General features: G+C 67.0%; 20 protein-coding genes. 10 read left to right on the forward strand and 10 right to left on the reverse strand.

The features are described from left to right. The first annotated feature begins 69 nt into the window (after positions 1-69). The gene (locus FF090_RS02425) at positions 70-702 is read left to right on the forward strand and encodes a glutathione S-transferase family protein (protein WP_138855214.1); all 633 of its coding nucleotides are present in this window, start codon (positions 70-72) and stop codon (positions 700-702) included. Between the two features lie 4 nt (positions 703-706). Here FF090_RS02425 and FF090_RS19070 read toward each other — a convergent pair whose 3' ends face one another. From FF090_RS19070 to FF090_RS02450, 4 genes are read right to left on the reverse strand one after another with little or no spacing between them, the layout of a single operon-like run. After that, positions 707-1,489 (reverse strand): response regulator, encoded by a 783-nt coding sequence (locus FF090_RS19070; RefSeq protein WP_175423482.1) that lies wholly within the window; start codon positions 1,487-1,489, stop codon positions 707-709. Between the two features lie 43 nt (positions 1,490-1,532). Beyond that, entirely contained in the window at positions 1,533-3,230 is a 1,698-nt protein-coding gene (locus FF090_RS02440; protein WP_175423483.1) for an alkaline phosphatase family protein, read from the reverse strand. A gap of 50 nt (positions 3,231-3,280) precedes the next feature. Beyond that, positions 3,281-4,483 carry a glycolate oxidase subunit GlcF gene (gene glcF / locus FF090_RS02445; RefSeq protein ID WP_138855218.1) on the reverse strand — a complete coding sequence of 401 codons (1,203 nt, stop codon included), beginning with the start codon at positions 4,481-4,483 and terminating at the stop codon, positions 3,281-3,283. 1 nt (position 4,484) lies between these two features. Further along, complete coding sequence (locus tag FF090_RS02450; RefSeq protein WP_138855219.1) at positions 4,485-5,114, reverse strand: pyroglutamyl-peptidase I; 630 nt, start codon at positions 5,112-5,114, stop codon at positions 4,485-4,487. Between the two features lie 62 nt (positions 5,115-5,176). On the opposite strand from FF090_RS02450, the gene FF090_RS02455 reads away from it, so the two are divergent. Next, positions 5,177-6,118 (forward strand): TraB/GumN family protein, encoded by a 942-nt coding sequence (locus FF090_RS02455; protein ID WP_138855220.1) that lies wholly within the window; start codon positions 5,177-5,179, stop codon positions 6,116-6,118. Beyond that, positions 6,115-6,528, forward strand: coding sequence for a hypothetical protein (locus FF090_RS02460; protein ID WP_138855221.1), 414 nt, complete (start codon positions 6,115-6,117; stop codon positions 6,526-6,528). The genes FF090_RS02455 and FF090_RS02460 overlap by 4 nt, the downstream gene beginning before the upstream one ends. Here FF090_RS02460 and FF090_RS02465 read toward each other — a convergent pair. The 3 genes from FF090_RS02465 to FF090_RS02475 all read right to left on the reverse strand — a co-directional run bounded on the left by FF090_RS02465 (position 6,514) and on the right by FF090_RS02475 (position 9,001). Continuing rightward, positions 6,514-7,284, reverse strand: a complete 771-nt coding sequence (locus FF090_RS02465) for an META domain-containing protein (RefSeq protein ID WP_138855222.1) — start codon at positions 7,282-7,284, stop codon at positions 6,514-6,516. The two genes, FF090_RS02460 and FF090_RS02465, sit on opposite strands and share 15 nt — an antisense overlap. Next, positions 7,265-7,798 (reverse strand): single-stranded DNA-binding protein, encoded by a 534-nt coding sequence (ssb, locus tag FF090_RS02470; RefSeq protein ID WP_138855223.1) that lies wholly within the window; start codon positions 7,796-7,798, stop codon positions 7,265-7,267. The genes FF090_RS02465 and ssb overlap by 20 nt, the downstream gene beginning before the upstream one ends. 69 nt (positions 7,799-7,867) lie before the next feature. Further along, complete coding sequence (locus tag FF090_RS02475) at positions 7,868-9,001, reverse strand: DUF3369 domain-containing protein (RefSeq protein ID WP_138855224.1); 1,134 nt, start codon at positions 8,999-9,001, stop codon at positions 7,868-7,870. Between the two features lie 155 nt (positions 9,002-9,156). Between FF090_RS02475 and FF090_RS02480 the strand changes: the two genes are divergently transcribed. Both FF090_RS02480 and FF090_RS02485 read left to right on the forward strand, forming a co-directional pair. Further along, a complete protein-coding gene (locus FF090_RS02480; RefSeq protein WP_221305010.1) occupies positions 9,157-10,863 on the forward strand; it encodes a M14 family metallopeptidase in 1,707 nt (568 codons plus the stop codon). Between the two features lie 79 nt (positions 10,864-10,942). Next, the gene (locus FF090_RS02485) at positions 10,943-12,892 is read left to right on the forward strand and encodes a methyl-accepting chemotaxis protein (protein WP_138855226.1); all 1,950 of its coding nucleotides are present in this window, start codon (positions 10,943-10,945) and stop codon (positions 12,890-12,892) included. 14 nt (positions 12,893-12,906) lie between these two features. Here the strand turns inward: FF090_RS02485 and FF090_RS02490 are convergent, their stop codons facing one another. Further along, the gene (locus tag FF090_RS02490; protein ID WP_138855227.1) at positions 12,907-13,686 is read right to left on the reverse strand and encodes a hypothetical protein; all 780 of its coding nucleotides are present in this window, start codon (positions 13,684-13,686) and stop codon (positions 12,907-12,909) included. Positions 13,687-13,751: 65 nt separating this feature from the next. Here FF090_RS02490 and ubiA point away from each other — a divergent pair, with 65 nt between their 5' ends. Next, complete coding sequence (gene ubiA / locus FF090_RS02495) at positions 13,752-14,651, forward strand: 4-hydroxybenzoate octaprenyltransferase (protein ID WP_138855228.1); 900 nt, start codon at positions 13,752-13,754, stop codon at positions 14,649-14,651. A gap of 1 nt (position 14,652) precedes the next feature. Here ubiA and pssA read toward each other — a convergent pair whose 3' ends face one another. Then, complete coding sequence (gene pssA, locus FF090_RS02500) at positions 14,653-15,270, reverse strand: CDP-diacylglycerol--serine O-phosphatidyltransferase (protein WP_138855229.1); 618 nt, start codon at positions 15,268-15,270, stop codon at positions 14,653-14,655. A gap of 144 nt (positions 15,271-15,414) precedes the next feature. On the opposite strand from pssA, the gene FF090_RS02505 reads away from it, so the two are divergent. From FF090_RS02505 to FF090_RS02520, 4 genes are read left to right on the forward strand one after another with little or no spacing between them, the layout of a single operon-like run. Next, on the forward strand, positions 15,415-16,101 hold the full coding sequence (locus FF090_RS02505) for a hypothetical protein (RefSeq protein WP_138855230.1): 687 nt from the start codon (positions 15,415-15,417) through the stop codon (positions 16,099-16,101). Continuing rightward, positions 16,102-16,398 carry a hypothetical protein gene (locus tag FF090_RS02510; RefSeq protein ID WP_138855231.1) on the forward strand — a complete coding sequence of 99 codons (297 nt, stop codon included), beginning with the start codon at positions 16,102-16,104 and terminating at the stop codon, positions 16,396-16,398. Further along, a complete protein-coding gene (locus tag FF090_RS02515; RefSeq protein ID WP_138855232.1) occupies positions 16,395-17,258 on the forward strand; it encodes an HprK-related kinase A in 864 nt (287 codons plus the stop codon). The genes FF090_RS02510 and FF090_RS02515 overlap by 4 nt, the downstream gene beginning before the upstream one ends. Further along, positions 17,258-18,340 (forward strand): nucleotidyltransferase domain-containing protein, encoded by a 1,083-nt coding sequence (locus tag FF090_RS02520; RefSeq protein ID WP_138855233.1) that lies wholly within the window; start codon positions 17,258-17,260, stop codon positions 18,338-18,340. Before FF090_RS02515 ends, FF090_RS02520 begins: the two co-directional genes overlap by 1 nt. Here FF090_RS02520 and ypfJ read toward each other — a convergent pair whose 3' ends face one another. Further along, the gene (gene ypfJ, locus FF090_RS02525; protein WP_138855234.1) at positions 18,341-19,204 is read right to left on the reverse strand and encodes a KPN_02809 family neutral zinc metallopeptidase; all 864 of its coding nucleotides are present in this window, start codon (positions 19,202-19,204) and stop codon (positions 18,341-18,343) included. Positions 19,205-19,263: the final 59 nt, after the last annotated feature.

A 19,263-nucleotide genomic window follows, 5' to 3' on the forward strand; every position in this document is an offset into this window, starting at 1 on the left:
CTGCCCAGGCGAAAAAGGAGGAGCGGACTGCCTCTATGCTGGCCCGCTCCCGCCAATCCTTGCCTGATCATGATTCAGCTGCACCACGTTCCCTCTAGCGCCGCCATGGCGCCGCACTTCTTGCTTGAAGAGTTGAGCCTGCCCTTCGAACTCGTGCCGGTCAATGCGGCCGCCGGAGAACACAAGCAACCGGCCTATTTGAAGCTCAACCCCAATGGCTTGATCCCTACCTTGGTTGATGGCGACCTGGTTCTGTATGAGACCCCGGCCATCCTGATGCATCTGTGCGATCAAAGCGGCCGGCTGCTGCCGCCACTGGGCACGGCCGCGCGGGCCCAGGCCTACAAATGGATGGCCTGGCTGAACAACAGCGTGCAGACCGCCCTGATCCTCTACTTCTATCCCGAGCGCTGGATGCCTGAGCAGGCGAGCGTTCTGAAAGCCAATGCCCAGGCCAAGGTGCTCGCGCTGCTGGAACAGCTTGATACCGAACTGGCCCGGCACGGTCAGCCTTGGCTGCTCGGGTCGGAGTTCAGCGCAGTGGACTGCCTGGCCTTCACGCTCTGCCGCTGGACGCGCAATTTCGACGGGCGCAAGGCGCGCGATTTCCCCCACATCGGGCCCTATCTGCAGCGCCTGCTGGCGCGCCCGGCCTTGCAGAGGGTGTTTCAGACAGAGGGGCTGAGCGCGCCCTACTGCTGAGAAATCAGCGCGGACGCAACTGGGTCAGCACACCCACGCGGGCGAGCAGCTCGCGGTCGCTCCAGGGCTTCTTGAAGATGCCGTAAAGGCCCTTCACATCGGCCACGCGCGCGCCCAATTCTTCATGGCCGGTGATGGCGACGATGGGCAAGTTCTCGGTGCGCAGATCGCCGCTGACATGGGCGATCAGCTCAAAGCCGTCCATCTCGGGCATTTCGAGATCGGTGATCATCATTGCGAACCAGTGTTGGTTCAGCTGCTCCAGCGCGTCCTGCCCATGGCGCGCGGTGCTGACGGCGTAGCCGGCACCGCTGAGCAGCTTGCTGAGCTTGGCGCGCACCACGGCCGAGTCGTCCACCACCAGCAGGGGGATGGGGCCGGCAGTGGGAGCGGCGGGGCCGGGGGCTTGATCGCTGGCACGCCGGCGCGGGGCGGTCGTCGGCGCGGGCGGGGCCAGGGGTGCCGCTGGCGGCAGGGCGTCGTCCAGTGCCACCAAGTAGGGGGTGGCTGTGGATGGCGGCGTGGCTGGGGCTGGGACTGCGACTGCGACAGAGCTTGGGGATTCCGCGGCCGGACTCGGCGCCGCTGGGGCTGCAATTTCCGGTGCGGTTTCGCGGCTCAGCGGAGCCTCGGCCTTGGGGGCCGGCCAAGGATCGCAGGGGCGCACGCTCCAGTGGTCCTCCTTGTGGCCGCGCGCGGCCACCAGCACCACCACCAGGGCCAGGGGCACCAGGATCAGCAGGGGCAAGAGGTACTCGCCCAGCATCGAAGGAAGATCAAAAAACATTCAGGGCTCCCGCGCGGTCGGCGTGATTCTCGCAGTGGGTACTTCAGCGCGCTTGGGCGCGCGGCGGTGTCTTGGGGCGCTGCTTGCGTTGCGGCGCCGGTAGCGGCAGGACTTGACCCTGGGCCTGGGGCAGCGGGGGAGCTTGCAGCAGGCGCAACAGGGTCGGTGCCAGATCCACCGCCTGCACGCGTTGCGTGCTGACGGCTTGGCCTATCCAACTCGGCCCCCAGAACAGCAGCGGCAACTCTTGGTCATAGGCCCAGGGGCTGCCGTGCGTGCTGCCGGTCAGACGGCTGCCGTACAGCCAACCTTCGGCCGGGTAGAGGCCCAGCTGCCCACTGCGTTCGCGGAAATAGGACAAGCGCAGGGCCTGGAGGTGGGGCTGGTCGGCGCGCGGTGGCTGAGAGGATTCCAACTCGGCCTCGGTGTAGCTGCCGCCCATGCCTTCCAGCTGGGTCAAGAAGCGGGCGGCGCTGCGCTGCACGGCGGCGGCATCCAGCTTCTGCAGGGCCTGGACGTCAAACAGCAGGGTGCCCGCACTCAAGCCGTGCACCAGACGTTTGACGGCGAACTCGTCTTCCAAATGCCGGTTCAGTGCGCTCAAAGCCGCCGGCAGCGGCACCCGTCCACCGGGCAGGCCCTTTTGCACGCGGGCCTCGGGGCTGTCCAAAAAACCGTGGTCTGAGGCCAGGGCCAGCACATAGCGGCCCGAGCCCACCTCGCGGTCCAGGTCTTGGAAGAAGCGCGCCAGCAGGCGGTCGAGTTGCAGCAGATGGTCGTTCGAGAGGCGCGAGTCCGGCCCGAAGGTGTGGTTGATGTAGTCGTGGCTGGACAGGCTGATGCTCAGCACATCGGGCACCTCATCCTGGCCCAAGCCCTCGTGGCGGATGGCGGCGCGGGCGAAGTCCAGCAGCAGTTCATCGCCGAAGGGCGAGGTCAGCACATCGGTGTAGAAGCGCGGCCCCGGGGCTTCGTGTCCTGCGCCCAGCGTGGCGGGCAGCGCCTTGCCAAAGCCGGCGCTGCCCATCCAGGCTTGATCGTCAGGGGTGGACTGTGCATAGGCGACCGCCGGCAGCAGGGGACTCCAGCGTTGTTGCCAGAAGCGGTCGGCGTTGAACTTGGCGTTGAAGGCGTGCACCCAGGCCGGCAGTTGGGCCATGTAGTAGCTGCTGCTGGTGATGCGCCCGGTCTCGCTGCGGTACAGATAGGCCGTGCCGCGGTGTCCGGCCGGCAGGATGGCGCCGCGGTCCTTGCCTGAGATGCCAATCACCTTGGCCTGCGGCTGCTGCTGGCGCAGTTGGTCGCCAAAGGTGGGCAGCAGCAAGTTCTTCGGGCTGGTGCCGGCGTCGGGGGGGGTGGCGGCGTTGTCCAGGTAGCGGTGCGCGCGGTCTTCGGTGTTGTAGACCGAGGCGCCACTGGCGCGGTTCAGCCATTCATTGCCGACCACGCCGTGGCGCTGGGGGTAGGCGCCCGTGGCCAGCGTGGCGTGGCCGGCGGCCGTCACCGTGTGCGCGTGGGCATAGTGGGCCTGGGTGAACACGGTCCCTTGGTCGTAGAAGCGGCGCAGCCCGTCGGTGCCGAACTGCGGCCGCAGGGACTGCACCTGCCGCATCGGCAGACCGTCGACCACCAGCAGCACCACCAGGCGCGGCGGCGCATCTTGTAGCTTGCCCTGTGGCTTGGTCTGGGCTTCGGCGCCCAGTAGGCTCAGGGTGGCAAGGGTGAGGGCGCGCAGCAACATGGTCGGGCAGGACATTCGGCAAAGGCGGGATTGTTGTTCAAGCCGGCAGGTCATACCCACTCGGCCAGCACTTCCACCCAGTGCCGTACCGGCAGCTCGCTGGCCGCCGCCAGGTGCGTGATGCAGCCGACATTGGCACTGACGATGCATTCCACCTCGGGATGTTGCAGCTGTTCGAGCTTGCGACTGCGCAGCGCCTGAGCCACTTGAGGCTGCAGCACCGAATAGCTGCCGGCCGAGCCGCAGCACAAATGCGCCTCGGCCGCGTGGTGCAGGCGAAAGCCCAGGGCCAACAAGCCCCGCTCCACATGATGCTGGGGCCGCGCACCGCCGGGCTGACCATGTTGCAGCGTGCAAGGCGGTTGCCAGGCCAGCAGGGGCAGGGCTCCGGGCTTGAGGGCGGCGCGCAAGCGCGGCAGATGGGCCGGGCTGAGCAGCCATTCGCCCAGATCCAGGGTACGGCTCGCTAACTCGGCGTCGGCCGAGCCCGCCGGTGCCTGCTGGCCGTATTCCTTGATCATCAATCCACAGGCGCTGGCCGTGCTCAGCAGCGGCAGCCTGTTGCTGCAGGCGCGCACCAGCTCGGCTTGATACTTCGCGGCGCGCGATTCATCGCCCAAATGGGCCGGTAGTGCGCCGCAGCAGCCTGCGACCGGCAGGGCCTGCACGCCCAGCACCGCCAGCACTTTGTGCGTGGCGGCCTCGATGTTCGGTGCCAGGGCGGGTTGCACACAGCCACGCAACAACAGCACTTGGCGCGGTTGGCTGCCCGGGCGCGGCCAGCGCGCCGGCTGGTGCGGTGGTATGCGCCGCCGCAGCCCGCCCGGTAGCAGGGGGCGTAAGCCCTGCGCCAGGCGCAGAACCCAGGCAAAGCCGCGCGTCGGCAGGCCGCGCACCAAGGCCGCCCGCAGCAATCGCTCACGCCAGGGCCGGGCAACGGCCGCATCCACGCGCGCTCGGCCCAGGGTCAGCAGCTCGCCATAGCGCACCCCCGAGGGGCAGGTGGTCTCGCAGGCGCGGCAACTCAAGCAGCGATCCAGGTGCTGCTGCGTGCTGCGTTGGGCGGGCTCGCCCTGCAACAGTTCGCGGATCAGGGTGATGCGCCCGCGCGGGCTGTCCAGCTCATTGCCCAGAACCTGGAAGCTGGGGCAGGTGGCGCTGCAAAAGCCGCAGTGCACGCAGGACTCGATCAGCGCCTTGGCACGCAGCGCCTGATCGGGCTGGGGCAGATCGGGGTGCAGCGTGGTGTGCATATCAATCTGTGCGGCCGTCGCCGGGGGCGTGGGTTTCGGCCTGCTCCAGCACCTCCAGTGCGGCCAACAGACCGCGCTGCAAGTCGTCCAGGCTCAGCGTACTGGGTCCGCCCTCCAGCGCCGGTACATGCAGAAAGCCCGCGCGCGCCCGGCTGCGGCTGCGCAGCCGGTGCATCAGGAAATAGAACACCTGATTGCACACATAGCTGCCGGCCGAGTACGAGACTTCAGCCGGCAGCCCGGCCGCACGCACCGCGTTGACCATGGTCTTGATGGGCAAGTTGCTGAAGTAGGCCGCGGGGGCGCCTGGCAGCACGGGCACATCCACTGGTTGCAGGCCATCGTTGTCGGGGATGCGCGCGTCGATCCAGTTCAGCGCCACGCGCTCGAAAGACAGACTGGTGCGCGCGCTGGCCTGGCCCATGGCCAAGATATGGCTGGGGCGCAAGTCTTGCAGGGCGGCCTCCAGGCGTTGCAGGGCGGTGCCGAAGCGGCAGGGCAGTTGCACGGCTTGCACGATCCGCCCGCTGGCCAAGGCATGCCCGTGCAGGCCTTGAGCCAGCGCCCAGGAGCTGTTCTGGCTGGCGCCATCAAAGGGTTCGAAGCCGGTGAGCAGGACATTGCGTCGCATGGGCCGGCAGTGTGCCCGGCTCTGACCCAGAATGGAGCCCGCATGACTGCGCGCGAGCCAAGATGAGAAACAAGCTGTTGCCGTGGGCGTTGGGGATGGCGCTGCTGCTGGGCCCGGCGCTGCTGCGGGCGCAAGACTGCCCGCCGGTGGCGCAGGCCCCCACGGCCGATCAGATCGAGCAGGGGCAGCGCGCGGCTCGCGATCGCGGTGCGCTTTGGCGTCTGCGCAAAGACGGCCGGCAGTCTTATCTATTCGGCACCGCCCATGTGGGGCGTTTGGCCTGGGCCTTTCCCGGCCCCAAGCTGCAGCAGGCCCTGGCCGAAGTGGAGGTGCTGGCGCTGGAGGTCGATCTCAGCGCGCCGGGCACCCAGGCCGAGCTGGCGCAGGCCCAGGCCGAGGCGGCTCGTTTGACCCTGAGTGCGCAGGAACAGGCGCGCCTGGATCGCCAGGCCGACCGGGTCTGCCTGCCGCGCCAGGCTCTGGCCGGTCTGCATCCGGTGATGCAGGCGGTGACCTACACCGTGATGGCCGGGCGGCGTGCGGGCCTGGACCCGGCCTATGGGCAGGAGGCCATGCTGCTCGCGTGGGCCAAGGCCACGGGCCGGCCGGTTGTGGCGCTAGAAAGTGTCGGTCTGCAGATGAGGGCCTTGTTGCCGCGCGAGCCCGGGGCCGCGCGCCGGTTGCTTCAGTTCAGCCTGGCGAGCCTGGAAAAAGGCGACGCCGAGCGCTCTCTGGAGCGCCTTGGGCAGGCCTGGGCCGAGGGAGATCTGCGACGTTTGGCCGATCTGGCCACGCTGTGCGAATGCCAGCCCGCAGCCGAAGAGTTGGCGCTGCACCGCCGCTTGAACGACGCGCGCAACCCCCATCTGGCCGAACGGATTGCGGCCGAGCATGCCAAGGGCCGCCCGCTGCTGGCGGCGGTGGGGTTGCTGCACATGACAGGCCCGCAGGCCCTCACGGACCTGTTGCGCCACCAGGGCTTTGACGTGGAGCGATTGCAATGAAGCGAATGAACAGGGCCTTGCTGGCCGCACTGCTGACCCATGCGCTGGCGGCGTGCGCGCACCCGCCGCCGGCACTCACCCCACCGGCTGCGGCGGCGCCCGGCGCCGAGATTGAGCGCGCCCGCGCTGAACTGATGCAGGCCGTGGGTGAGCCGCGCTGCAGCGCCGATACGCAGTGCCGCAGCCTGGGTGTCGGCGCCCGACCCTGTGGCGGGCCGCAGTCCTATGTGGCGGTGTCGACCTTGAACACCGATGCCGCCGTGCTGGAGCGTCTGGCTTTGCGCCACCGGGAACTGGTGCGGGCGGAGCAGCGCCAGAGCGGACGCGTGGGCACCTGCCAGGTGCTGCCGGACCCGGGCGCGCAGTGTGGCGCGGCCGGTCTGTGCGTGCTGGGCTCAGTGACGCGATAGACGCAGGCGCCGGCCGTCGGCGCTGCGCAGCACCAGGTCGCCGCGCTCGTCCAGTTCGTGGCGGGCCACCTGGGGCAGGAAGTTCAGCAGGGCTTGGTCCAGGGCCTGAAGGCCGGCGTCGGCGCAAGCGCGTTCGGTGACACGCAGCCCGCCCAGGCTCAGGCCATCAACACCCATGCGGTACTGTCCCTGCAGCCGATTGCAGGGGCCGTGGCCGCTCAGCAGGCCCTCGGCCTCGAAGCGTAGTTGGCTCTGGCCTGGCGCGAAGTCGGCCGCGCCGTCCAGCGCATCCACCTGCCAGGCGGCACCCATCAACAGCGTGGCCGGCTGGCCGCCGCAGCCCAGATAGACCCGGCCGCGATAAGTGATGCTGACCTGCCAGGGGTAGGGCAGTTGGTTCACCGCATCGCGGCAAAGGCGGCGTTCGCCGTTCAGCAGGGCCGGATGGCCCTGCACTTCCAGACCCAGCGTGGCGGCGCCGGCGCTGGCGTCGGGCAGGAACAAGCTGGTGGCTTTGAAGCGCAGGCCATCGGCGGCCAGGAACTCGATGGTTTCATCCACCAGGCGCAGGCTCCAGGCCGGGTGATGACCTTGGGCCTGGAAGCGCGGCGGCGGCGTTGGGGCCGCCGGTGCGGCGGCGGGTGCTCTTGCTTCGGTCGGTGGGGAAACGACCGCGGGCGCCGATGGCGGCCGCGTGCCGCTACAGGCGCTCAGCAGCAGGCTGAGCAGCCAAAGCTCAGAACGGGATGTCGTCATCCATGTCGTCAAAGCTGCTGGCCGGCTTGGGGGCCGGCGCCGGGCGCTGCGGGGCCGGACGAGCGGCCGGGCGCGCCGGGCGTTCGGCCGGGGCGTCGTGGCCGTAGTCGTCGCCACCGCCTTGCGGGGCACCGCGGCTGCCGCCGCCGTATCCGCTACCACCGCCGCCACCGCCGTCCTCACGCCCGCCCAGCAATTGCATCTGTTCGGCAATGATCTCGGTGGTGTACTGGTCGCGGCCTTCCTTGTCTTGCCACTTGCGGGTCTTCAAGCGCCCTTCCACATAGACGGGGCGGCCCTTCTTGAGGTATTCGCCGGCAATCTCGGCCAGGCGGTCATAGAAGACCACACGGTGCCATTCGGTCTCTTCCTGGCGCTCGCCGCTGTCCTTGCTTTTCCAGTTGCGCGTGGTGGCAATGGACACATTGCAGACGGCAGCGCCCGAGGGCGTGTAGCGCAGTTCGGGGTCGCGGCCCAGATTGCCGAGAACGATGACTTTGTTGACCGAGGCCATATCGAGCTCCACCTAGCGGTGTGAATTGAGGGGGCGGAATGATAGTCGGCGGCGCCCAGGCCGCCGCAATCAGGCGCAGCCGGCGAGCAGGCGTTGGCGCAGGGTCTCGGCGTCCAAGCCGCCCAGGCCCTGTTGGGCCAGGTGGTCAAGCAGGGGGCCCAGCTCGGCCGGCAGATCGGCGGGCGCGCGGCGGTGCAGCGCGTCGAAGATTTGCGCCACCACTTGGACGAAGCGCCCCTGAGCCTGTCGCATGGCATCCAGCGCGTGCAAGTTGTCGAAGGCCCAGCCGATCTTGTCGCAGAAGGTTTCGAGCAGCTGGCGCTGCAAATCGGCCAAGGGCAAGGGGGGCGTGACCAGGACGACGAATTCGTGCTGCTCGGGCGTGCCGACAAACAGCACGGCGCTGCGCGGCTCGATGCGGCTGCGCTTCTCTGCAAAGGCCTGCTGCACTTCGCGCCAGAAAGGCTGCTGTGACAGCTCGGCCCCCTGGGGCTCGGCCATATGGGCATAGGCCCCGGTGGCCGCCACCACCACGGGCAGATTGGTGCCGGTGGCCTCGGCTTCGTTCAATACACAGAGCACGCCGTCGGCGCCGACGTCGAGGATGGCGCTCACTTGATTGAGCACGCCGGAGGCAAATTCACGCAGCGAGCGCACGTGATAAAGATCGGTGGAGGCCTCCAGGATGCGTTCCAGACCTGCGCGGTTGCGCTCGATCATCAGCAGGCCTTCATAGGCTCGCAGCGAGGCAATCACGGTGGTGAAGAGCTTCTGGCTGCTCAGCTCGGTTTTGTTCTTGTAGTCGTTGATGTCGTACTGCAGCACGACTTCGCGCTCGGGTGCCTGTCCCGGCTGGCCGGTGCGCAGCACCACCCGCACCAGGTGGTTGCCGAGGTCTTCGCGGATTTGCCGGGCCAAGCGCAATCCGGCGTCCTCGGTTTCCATCACCACGTCCAGCAGCACCAGGGCGATGTCGGCTTCGCGCCGCAACATCATCAGGCCCTCTTTGCCGGAGTAGGCCGAGAGCACCTGCACCGGGCGCTCCTTGTAGACCACATTGGAGAGGGCCAGCCGGGTGGCCGAGTGGACATCGGGTTCGTCGTCCACCACCAGCACGCGCCAGGGCGGCAGGGCCGCGCTGTCTGCGCAGTCGCTGTCGTCAATCAACCAGTCGTCGTCGCTGGTGGTGTTGGCGGTGTTCATGGGGGCCCTCCCGGTGGCATTTCATTCGGCGGCCGACTCGCACCGCTGCGTTCGCAGTTGAGCTTATAGGCCAGGATGCGGAACTCACCAAGCCGGGGAAAGTGCGGTTCACGGGCGGATAAACAATCGCGGCCCCTGCATGTTTTGCAATTGCCATGTTGCCCACGCCCGATTTCGAGCAGTTCTACTCGCACAGTGCCCTCACCGAACTGCTGCAGGCCTACGCCACGGCCCGGCCTGAGTTGGTGCAGAAGTTCAGCATCGGGCTCAGCCGCGAGGGGCGCGAAATTTGGGTGTTGGCACTGACCAACCAGGCCACCGGAGCGCACCCCGACAAACCCGCGCTCTGGGTGGACGGCAATATCCACGCGGCCGAGTTGCTGGCCTCGACCGCCTGCCTGAACTACTTGCATCAGCTGCTGAGCCGCTATGGCAGCGATCCAGCCATCACGCGCCTGTTGGATACCCGTACCGTCTACCTGGCGCCGCGCCTCTGCCCCGATGGCGCCGAACTGGCCCTGGCCGAGCGGCCGCGGCACATCCGTTCGGCCACCCGCCCCTATCCCTTTGAGGATGCGCCGTTGGACGGACTGACGCCCGAGGACATCGACGGCGATGGCCGCATCCTGACGATGCGCGTGCCCGACCCGAATGGAGGTTGGCGCCCACACCCGGAAGACGCACGCCTGCTGGTACCGCGTCAGCCGGGCGAGTTCGGTGGGCCTTACTACCGCCTGATGCCCGAAGGGCTGATCCAGGGCTTCGATGGCGTGCAGGTCAAGGTCAATCGGGATGTTGAGGGCCTGGACCTGAATCGCAACTTTCCGGCCGATTGGCGCCAGGAGGTGGATCAGCTGGGGGCTGGCCCCTACCCCACCAGCGAGCCGGAGGTGCGTGCGGTGGTGGACTTCGTGGTGCGCCACCCCAATATCGGTGCGGCCATCAGTTATCACACGCATTCAGGAGTGATCCTGCGCCCCAGCGGCAATCGCAGCGATGACGATCTGATTCCCGAGGACCTCTGGCAGATCAAGCGCTTCAGCGAGCTGGCGACCCAGCACACCGGCTATCCCAGCGTCAGCACCTGGCATGAGTTCCGCTATCACCCCAAGGAAACCATCACCGGCACTCAGCAATGGTTCTACGACCATCTGGGCGCCCTGTTCTGGGTGGTGGAGCTGTGGAGTCCCAACCGCGAGGCCGGTATTCAGGGCTACAAATGGATCGACTGGTACCGCGAGCACCCGGCCGAGGACGACCTCAAGCTGCTGCGCTGGAGCGAGACCTTGGGCCCCGACGCCGCCTTTGTGAATTGGCGCCCCTTCCAACACCCGCAGCTCGGGGCGGTGGAGATCGGGGGCTGGGACTTGATGAACTTCTGGCGCAACCCGCCCATCGGCCTGCGTGAAAAGGAAGTGGCGCGCTTCCCGGCCTGGATGAACCAATTGGCGCTTTCATTGCCGCGCCTGGAGTTGCTGCAGGCCAGTGCCGAAGCCGTGGGTGAAGATTGCTGGCGGGTGCGGCTGGCGGTGTGCAATAGCGGCTACTTGCCCAGCCACGTCACCGAGCAGGCGCTGGCGCGCGAGGTGGTGCGCGGCGTGGTGTTTGAGATCGACCTGCCCGAGGGCGCGGAGTTGATGAGCGGCTGCGCCCGCGTGCAGGGGCCGCAACTGGCCGGGCACGCGCCCAAGACCAGCGCCCATCACTTCGTGCCCAGCCGCGAGGTCACGGCCGACCGGGCGCAAGTTGAGTGGTGGGTGCGCGCGCCGGCTGGCGCGACGCTTGGCTTGAAGGCGAGGCACGAACGCGCCGGACGCATTGAGCTGCCGCTCACCTTGAGGGCTGCCGCGCCCCAGGGATAGTCCCAGCCTGCTCCTTCGGGTGGAGGAGGCAGAGTGGCCTTCTTGGCCGCGTCTCCCCGCCCTGCCTTAGGAGCGTTTCATGACCCGCTTGTTCCTGCCGCTGATGCGCTTGATGCGCCGGCTGCCGATGGCCCAGAAGTTCGCCATCATCTGTGTGGCCTTCGCGATTCCGGTGCTCTATCTCTTGATAACGCTGGTGAACGACCGGCGTGAGGCGGCCGAGTTCTCGCGCAAAGAGTTGCGGGGCATCACTGAGCTCAGGCAGGCCGATAAATTGCTGGAACAGGCCCTGAACCTTCGGGGCTCCAGCATGGGGCAAGCCAGCGGTCGCGAGGGGGCCGAAGGGATGCGGCAACAGGCGGCGGCCGGCTTCCAGTCTCAATTGGCATCCTGGGATCAGGCCCTGAGCGCAGCAGGTGATCCCCTGGGCTTGCGGGCCGAGTTGGGCAAATTGCGCGAACCCTCGACGGCGCTGGCGGGCCTCAAGACCGATGCCCTGGAGCCGGTGATGGAGGCCGGCAATACTTTGGTGGAGGGGGTGCTCGACCTCTATGAAACCATTGCGAGCAATAGCAATCTGGCGCTCGATCCGGATGCCGATAGCTACTACTTGATGGTCGCAGCCGTCGATGACTTGCCGCGCCTGATCAATGCGGTCAGTCGTGCCCGCGGCGTGGGGGCGGCGATTGCGAGGATCGGGGATGTGGCCCAGGTGCCCCCGGACGTCATGATGGCCATGCACAACGCCGATGCCATGACCGATGAGTATCTGGGGCGTGCGCGTGACGATTTGGTCCGGGTGGAGCGGGCCAACTCAGACGTCGTGGCCGGGTTGAAGCGGGAGGTCTTTGAGGCCTTGGAAACTCAATTCGTCTCTCGCATCGATGCCGAGTTTCCATTTGCGGGCCCCATCACGGCCAAATCGGAAGAGTGGTTCGCCACCGGCACGCGTTTTCAGCATGAGTTGGAGGCGTTGGAGAGTGACGTCGCCGAGCGCCTGACCACGTTGATCCAGGCGCGCGTGCAGCGCCTGGAGCGGCAAATGTGGACCGCTGTGGTGGTGGCGGTGCTGTCGGTGGGCTTGGGCATGGTGCTGCTGGCGTCCTACTACATGGCCGCTCAATCCACTTACCAGGCCTTGGGGCGACGCATCGCCCGGCTGGGCGGTGGCGACCTGAGCAGCAGCGAAAGCCTTGCGGGCCGCGATGAGTTGGTGCTGGCGGGCAATGAGTTGCGCGAGGCCATCGACAACCTGGTGATGCTGGTGCTGCAGGTGCGATCCAGTGCCGAAGAAATCGAGGGCAGTGCGGCCGAGATTGCCGCCGGCAACCACGACCTGGCGAATCGTGGCGCACAGATGGCGGCCGTGGTGGAGCAAACCAGCGCGAGTACGGCGACCCTGGAAGAGACCGTGGGCCACAACCTGGGCAGCGCTGGAGAAGCCAACAGCCTGGTGCAGAACGCGGCGGCTGTGGCGGGCAAGGGCGGCGCCATCGTCGAACAGGCGGTGCGCTCGATGGAAGAGATCACCGCCAGCAGCAAGAAGATCGGCGACATCATTCAGGTCATCGACAGCATCGCCTTCCAGACCAATATCTTGGCCTTGAATGCGGCGGTGGAGGCGGCTCGGGCGGGCGAGCAGGGGCGGGGATTTGCCGTGGTGGCCGGCGAGGTACGCGCCCTGGCCGGGCGCAGCGCGGCGGCGGCGCGCGAGATCAAGACCCTGATTCAAAGTTCGATCGAGACCGTGAGTCAGGGCGGTCAATACGTGAACCAGGCCGGCGCGACCATGCACGAGATGGTGCAGGCGATTGAGCGGGTCACCGGCATCATGAGTGACATCACGCGGGAATCCAACTCGCAAGCGGAGCAGATTCGTCAGCTGGCAGCGGCGATTCGCGAGGTGGACAGCGCGACGCAACAGAACGCCGCCTTGGTCGAGGAGACGGCGGCCTCGGCCGCGCAGTTGTCGGACCGGGCGCGCTCGTTGAGTGAGTCGGCCAAGCAGTTCAAGACGGATGCCGACTGAACCGGGCTCGGTGCTTAGGTCAGCTGCTGAGCGAGCCGGCTGAGCGCCTCGGCGATGCGGTCGGTGGTGGTGGCCACTTCGGGTAGGCGATCGGGCGACTTCACCAGCCCCGAGGGGCTGAGCGCGGCGCGGAATAGCACCCATTGGTGCTGGGCCAGTTCCAGGTTTTGCGTGGCACGCTCGCCCAGGCGTTGACGCCCGAGTGATTGCAGGGCGGATTCGAACTCGATCACCGACTGTTGTGCGGCCACGGCCACCGAGGCACTGCCGCGGCCGGTCTCCATGGCCGCTGCGAAGTTCAGCTTGCCGACTCGTAGCGCGGTGGTGCCGGCACGGGCCAACAGGTCCACCAGGGCGGCGCGCTCGGGGTCGGGGGCAAGGCCGGAAAGCGTGGTGGTGACGAAGCCCAGCCGCACCGCCACCGCCTCGCTGTCGCCCAGCAAGGTGCCGGGCGTGCGCTGCAGATCGGCCACCAGGTCCGCGGCCTCGTCGGTGGCGCGCAGGACTTGGGCTTGGCGGCGTTCGTTGAGCTGCGGCCACGGGCGGCGCAGATGTTGCAGGGCCGCGCCCACGCGCGGGCGCTCGCGCTCACTTTCTTGCAGGGCCCGTGTCAGGCGCGGCAGGGCGCGACGTTCCAATTCCAGCTTCACCAGGCGCTCCACGCCCAGGCGCAACTGGGTGGCGGCCAGCAGGGCATCCGCACCGGTTTGCGACCAGGCCGGCAAGATGGTGAACAGGCCGCTCAGCACCAGGGTGCGACGCGGCAAGTGGGTCAATCGAGGAGTGGCAGACATGATGGACGCGCATGCTGCCGGCCAACTGTCACGGCTTGATGACAGGGCTTTCCCATAATGGCGAAATGTCGCTTTCCTTCGCGCGCTGGCGCCTCTATCTCGATTTGATCCGCTGGGATCGTCCCGCCGGCTGGCTGCTGCTGCTGTGGCCCACGCTCTCCGCCTTGTGGCTGGCGGCGGATGGGTTTCCGGGTTGGCATCTGTTGTTCGTGTTCATCGGCGGCACCATCTTGATGCGCTCGGCCGGTTGCTGCATCAACGACGTGGCCGACCGGGAGTTTGACCGCCATGTCGCGCGCACCGCAAAGCGGCCCGTCACCACCGGCGCCATTCCGGTCAAGGAGGCCTTGCAGCTGGGGGCGCTGCTGGCGGTTCTGGCCTTCCTTCTGGTGCTGAGCACCAATCCGCCCACCATCTGGCTCTCGCTGCCGGCGTTGGCCGTGGCCCTGCTCTATCCCTATGCCAAGCGGGTCTTGGCGATGCCGCAGGCGGTGTTGGGCGTGGCCTTTAGCTTTGGCATTCCGATGGCCTTTTCCGCTGTGCTGGGTGCGGATGATTGGCGCCTGCAGGCCATCCCCGATGCCATCCCCCTGGCGGCCTGGGGTCTGATGGCTGCCAATCTGTTCTGGGTACTGGCTTACGACACCGAGTACGCCATGGTCGACCGCGAGGATGATCTCAAGATCGGCATCAAGACCAGTGCCATCACCCTGGGGGCCTGGGATGTGCGAGGTATCGCGCTGTTCTATCTGGTCTTTCTGGGCGGCTGGGCGGGGCTCGCCTTGAGCTTCTTTGGCATGGGCTGGGGATTCGTGGCGGGCTGGGGGCTGGCCCTGGCCCAGGTGCTGTGGCACTTGCGCTTGATTGCGCCCCGTGAACGGGCCGGGTGCTTCCAAGCCTTTCGGCTCAATCACTGGGTGGGCGCAGCGCTGTTCGCCGGTACTGCGCTCGATCTGATGCTTTAAGTCAGAGCTTGGGAATCCGGATCCGGCTGATCATCAACGAGCCGGACAGCAGATAGAGCAGGGCTTGTGGGTGCAGGCGGTAGCCACCCAGTTCCACTACCCCGCCCCAGAGCGTCGGGCCGACCGCACCTTGCCAAATGCCGGCAGCCAACAGGGCCACCAGGAGGACGGAGGTCGGAATGGGCGTGCCTTCAAAATAGGCAACTTTGTCAGTGCCCGCGCTGAGTTGCTCTGCCGTGACGTTGTAACGCGCCAGGCGAGAGACGCCACAGGTGACGAAGAACACCAGGATGATGCGGTCCCACAAGCCTTGCATTCCGGCTGCGTAGGCGATGGCGGCGGGCACCACGCCGAAGGAGATCACGTCGGCCAGCGAATCCAGCTCCCTGCCCATGGCGCTGCTGGCCTGGCGCCAGCGGGCGATGCGGCCGTCCAGCATGTCGAAGATCAGCGCCAACGGCACCAAGCCACAGGCCAGCAGCAAGTGCCAGCTCTCCTGAGTTTGTAGGTAACTCATGGTGGCAAACAGGGCGGCAACGCCACAAATGGCATTGCCCAGCGTGAACCAATCGGCGAGATGAAACTCGCGGATCATCGAAAAAGGCTTGGGGGCGGACATAGGCCGCAAGGATAGGGCAGGCCCCACCCGTTTGAGGGGCCGGACCGGTCTGGACCCCCACCTACAATCTGTTTCGCTTGCGCGCCCGGGGGTCGCCCGATTCCTGGTGTGGTGCGCCGGTCAGGCCAGAACAAAGGAAGGCATATGGACTCGAACCCGCAAACCCAGAAGGCACAGCCCGCTGGCGCACCGGCGAATGCGCCGCGGCGTCGTTTGTTCGGTGGTGTGGCCGGTGGGGTGTTGGTGGCCGTGCCGGCCAAGACGGCCCTGGGTGCCGTCTGCAAGAGCCCTTCGGCCATGATCAGCGGCAACACCAGCCCGCGCACGGGCGATGGCAGTACCTGTTCGGGTGGCTTGTCGCCAGGATTCTGGATGACCCCACAACACTCCCCGCACTGGACGGTGGCTGGCGCCAAGTTCCCGACTTTCAAGTCCGTGCCGGTGCTCTGTGGGGCCAAGCCGCCTGATCTGTCGGAAACCGACATCCTGACCCCGGGCACGTTGTTGACCGAGGCCGGCTTCGTCGGTGCGCCCGCTGGCATCGGCTTGTGGCAGGCCCTGGCCTATGAGACGAAGTACACGCAGTTGCTGCGCCATCTGTCAGCAGCCTGGCTGAATGCCGGTTACTTTGATTCGCAGAGCCAGAACTACCCGCTCAGCCGGCCACAGATCGTCGAGATGTGGATGGCGGTGAAGAACGGTGGCACCTACTGCCCCTCGGCGTTGTTGAGCTGCGGCAACAACGGTTGGACCGCCTCGGATGTGATTGCCTACATCTCCGGGATGTACGACGTTCAGGCAGCGGTGCCGAATCTCTGTAAGGGCACTTGATTGGCGGCTTTGCCGTGCCTCGGCCTGGCGCCGGGGCGGCGCTTGATTTGGGCGCCGGACTGGAACTGCTCGGACGGGCGTATCGCCTTTGATGCGACCTCGGGCGATTATTGGATCCTGTCGCCGCTGGCGGCGGCCCTCGTGAGGGCCCTTGCCGAACAGGCTTGTACGCCGGATGAGACCTGGATGGCCGCACGGGTCGCACAGGTTCAGGCGGATACCGGTGAAGTCCCTGAAGAACTGCCGGAACAGGTGTTGGAGACCTTGATGCGGGAGCATCTGTTGGCCGCCGCATGACCGACCTGCAGATTGACATCGCGCCCTTTCGGGTGCGGCTGCGCTCGTCCTACCCCGGCGTGGCCGCGCATGTGTCACGCTTCTATGCCGATTACCCACAAAGCCCAGGCTCGGCCGGCGGATTTGTGGACTTCGATATCGAGATCCTGCCGGGCAAAGGCTTGCGGCGCTGGTGGGCGCCCCAGGCGCGTTTTCTGCTTGATGGGGTCGAGCCCTTTCATCCGCTACCGGGTGAGCAGGCCGGGCCACTGTTCGAGTGGGGGTTGAATTGGTCGGTGGCGCATCGCGCGCTGGGCTTTCTTGTGATGCATGCCGCTGTGCTGGCGCGCAACGGCCGCGCGCTGATGCTGCCTGGCTTTCCCGGCGCGGGCAAAAGTACCCTGTGTGCGTCGCTGACCTTCATGCGCGGCTGGCAGTTGTTCTCGGATGAGCTGGCCATCTACGACCCCGCACGCGCCCAGTTGCTGCCACACCCGCGCCCCATCAGCTTGAAGAACGAGTCGATTGCGCGGGTCCAGGCCATGCCGGGTGCGCAGTTGGGGCCGGTGTTCCGAGCCACCCGCAAAGGCGATATCGCCCATGCGGCTTGTCCCCAGGCTTCGGTTCAGGCCGCTCACCGTCCCGCCGAATTGGCTTGGTTGGTGTTTCCTCGCTTTGAGGCGGGGGCTGAGTCCTCGGTCGAGGAAATCAGCCGGGTCGAGGCCTTTGTGTTGCTCTCGGAGCAGAACTTCAATCAGGAACGCATGGGGGAGGCGGGCTTTACCGCGGCCTGTGCGCTACTGGATGGGGCGCGTTGCTTCCAGATTCGCTATGGCAGCACCGAGGCCGGTCTGGCCCTGATCGACGAGCTGTGCCGCTGATGAGCGCCCTCCCGCTGTCCTTCTTGCTGCAGCATCTGGCCCAGCCCGAGCGGGTGCGTGCCCTGGATGAGACCGGCTGGGGCCGGCTGATTGCGCAGGCGCGCGCGGCCAATCTTCTGGGCACGTTGGCGCAGCGCATGGGCGATGCCGGTATCCACGCCGCACCGGCGCCTGAGCGCCACTTGGAGGGGGCGCGTCAGCTGGCGGCGCGGCAGCGCTTGTCGGTGGCCTGGGAAGCGCAGCTGTTGCAGCGCACGCTCGGTGGGCTCGGGGTGCCGGTGTTGCTGCTCAAGGGGGCGGCCTATGTGCTGGGCAACTACCCGGCCAGTGAAGCCCGCATGTTTGGCGACATCGATATCTTGGTGTCTCGCACTGCCCTGGGCCAGGTGGAAAGCACCCTGATGCTGGCCGGTTGGGTCAGCGCCAAACAGGAAGCCTATGACCAGCACTACTACCGGGAGTGGATGCACGAGCTGCCGCCGATGGTGCAGGTGCGCCGCGGTACGGTGCTGGATGTCCATCACAGCCTATTGCCGCTCACCGGTCGCTTGCACCCGCGCCCCGAGGCGCTGATTGCCCGCGCTCGTGCGTTGCCGGATTTGCCGGGTTTGAGCGTGCCGGCGCCCGAGGATCTGGTGATTCATTCCCTGGTGCATCTGGCCCACGAAGGCGAGCAGCACCACGGGCTGCGAGATCTTTGTGATGTGGACCGCCTGTTGCGCCACTTCGCACGGACCGAGCCCGATTTTTGGATTCGCTTGCTGCAGGCCTGTGCCGAACATGGCGTGGCCGAGCCGGTGCTTTTGGGGCTCCAACTCTTGCAGCGCAGTTGGCAAACGCCGCTGCCGCAGGACTTTGTTTCGGCCTTGAGCGAGCGGGCGGGTGGCCCGGCCCCAGAGCGATTGCTGCGTCGCTTCGAGCGCGCCATGCACGCGCTGCAAAGCGCAGGGGCCCTGGACCGGTGGGCTCAGTGGCGGCTCTATGTGCGGGCGCACGCGCTGCGCATGCCGCCGGGCATGCTGTTGCGCCACCTGACGATCAAGGCTTGGATGGGTTTGCGGCGCGAGAGCGACTCCGACTGATCAGGGCTGTGCCGCCGCAAAGGTGTCGCAGGCTTCGATGCGGCCTTGTTGCATGCCCACGCTGAACCAGCGCTGGCGCTGTGCCGCGCTGCCATGCGTAAAGCTCTCCGGCACCACCTGCCCATTGGCGGCCTTTTGCAGCACGTCGTCGCCGATGCGGCTGGCTGCATTCAGGGCGGCCTCCACATCACTGCGCTCCAACCACTGTTTGCCCTTTTGGGAATGGTGGGTCCACACACCGGCCAGGCAATCGGCCTGCAACTCCAAGCGCACGCTGAGCTGATTGCCCGCTACCTCGGACAGGCGGCTGCGCGCCTGTTGCACCTTGGCGCTGATGCCCAGCTGTTGCTGCAGGTGGTGGGCCACCTCATGGGCCACGACATAGGCTGCCGCGAATTCGCCCGGTGCACCCAATTGCTTCGACAGGGTGTCAAAGAAGTCTAGATCCAGGTAGATGTGCTGGTCGCCTGGGCAGTAGAAGGGCCCCATGGCTGAATCGCCCGTGCCGCAGGCGGTCTCGGTCTGGCCGCGGAACAGTCGCAGGCGCGGCGGCGTGTAAGGCTGCTGGCGCTGCTTGAAAAGGGTTTGCCAGACGTCTTCGGTGTCGGCCAACACCACCCTGACGAAGCGGGTTGCGGGGTCGCGTGCCGGGTCGTCACCTGCGCTCCCTGGGTCCACTTGAACGGGAGCGCCACTGCCATCGTCCAGCGCGCTGAGCACCGTCATGGGATTGATACCGAACAGCCAGGCTGCGACCAAGGCCAACACGATGCCGCCCAGTCCCAGGCCACGTCGGCCCGCGCCGCTGGGCCTGCCGCGCAGGTCCTCGACCCGGTCGCTCTCTCGATGCCCTTCCCACTTCATGCCGCTCTCCGGATCGTCGCGCAAAACGGCAGTCTATGGCCCTCCGCATGCATCCGGTC

The organism is Inhella inkyongensis (assembly GCF_005952805.1).
GTDB lineage: Bacteria > Pseudomonadota > Gammaproteobacteria > Burkholderiales > Burkholderiaceae_C > Inhella > Inhella inkyongensis.

Coding starts and splice junctions, on each gene's coding strand:
- ubiA (WP_138855228.1), top strand. CDS start 13,752: ATGTCGCTTTCCTTCGCGCGCTGGCGCCTCTATCTCGATTTGATCCGC.
- ypfJ (WP_138855234.1), bottom strand. CDS start 19,204: ATGAAGTGGGAAGGGCATCGAGAGAGCGACCGGGTCGAGGACCTGCGC.
- FF090_RS02440 (WP_175423483.1), bottom strand. CDS start 3,230: ATGTTGCTGCGCGCCCTCACCCTTGCCACCCTGAGCCTACTGGGCGCC.
- FF090_RS19070 (WP_175423482.1), bottom strand. CDS start 1,489: ATGTTTTTTGATCTTCCTTCGATGCTGGGCGAGTACCTCTTGCCCCTG.
- glcF (WP_138855218.1), bottom strand. CDS start 4,483: ATGCACACCACGCTGCACCCCGATCTGCCCCAGCCCGATCAGGCGCTG.
- FF090_RS02485 (WP_138855226.1), top strand. CDS start 10,943: ATGACCCGCTTGTTCCTGCCGCTGATGCGCTTGATGCGCCGGCTGCCG.
- FF090_RS02515 (WP_138855232.1), top strand. CDS start 16,395: ATGACCGACCTGCAGATTGACATCGCGCCCTTTCGGGTGCGGCTGCGC.
- FF090_RS02425 (WP_138855214.1), top strand. CDS start 70: ATGATTCAGCTGCACCACGTTCCCTCTAGCGCCGCCATGGCGCCGCAC.
- pssA (WP_138855229.1), bottom strand. CDS start 15,270: ATGTCCGCCCCCAAGCCTTTTTCGATGATCCGCGAGTTTCATCTCGCC.
- FF090_RS02455 (WP_138855220.1), top strand. CDS start 5,177: ATGAGAAACAAGCTGTTGCCGTGGGCGTTGGGGATGGCGCTGCTGCTG.
- ssb (WP_138855223.1), bottom strand. CDS start 7,798: ATGGCCTCGGTCAACAAAGTCATCGTTCTCGGCAATCTGGGCCGCGAC.
- FF090_RS02490 (WP_138855227.1), bottom strand. CDS start 13,686: ATGTCTGCCACTCCTCGATTGACCCACTTGCCGCGTCGCACCCTGGTG.
- FF090_RS02520 (WP_138855233.1), top strand. CDS start 17,258: ATGAGCGCCCTCCCGCTGTCCTTCTTGCTGCAGCATCTGGCCCAGCCC.
- FF090_RS02450 (WP_138855219.1), bottom strand. CDS start 5,114: ATGCGACGCAATGTCCTGCTCACCGGCTTCGAACCCTTTGATGGCGCC.
- FF090_RS02460 (WP_138855221.1), top strand. CDS start 6,115: ATGAAGCGAATGAACAGGGCCTTGCTGGCCGCACTGCTGACCCATGCG.
- FF090_RS02475 (WP_138855224.1), bottom strand. CDS start 9,001: ATGAACACCGCCAACACCACCAGCGACGACGACTGGTTGATTGACGAC.
- FF090_RS02480 (WP_221305010.1), top strand. CDS start 9,157: ATGTTGCCCACGCCCGATTTCGAGCAGTTCTACTCGCACAGTGCCCTC.
- FF090_RS02505 (WP_138855230.1), top strand. CDS start 15,415: ATGGACTCGAACCCGCAAACCCAGAAGGCACAGCCCGCTGGCGCACCG.
- FF090_RS02465 (WP_138855222.1), bottom strand. CDS start 7,284: ATGACGACATCCCGTTCTGAGCTTTGGCTGCTCAGCCTGCTGCTGAGC.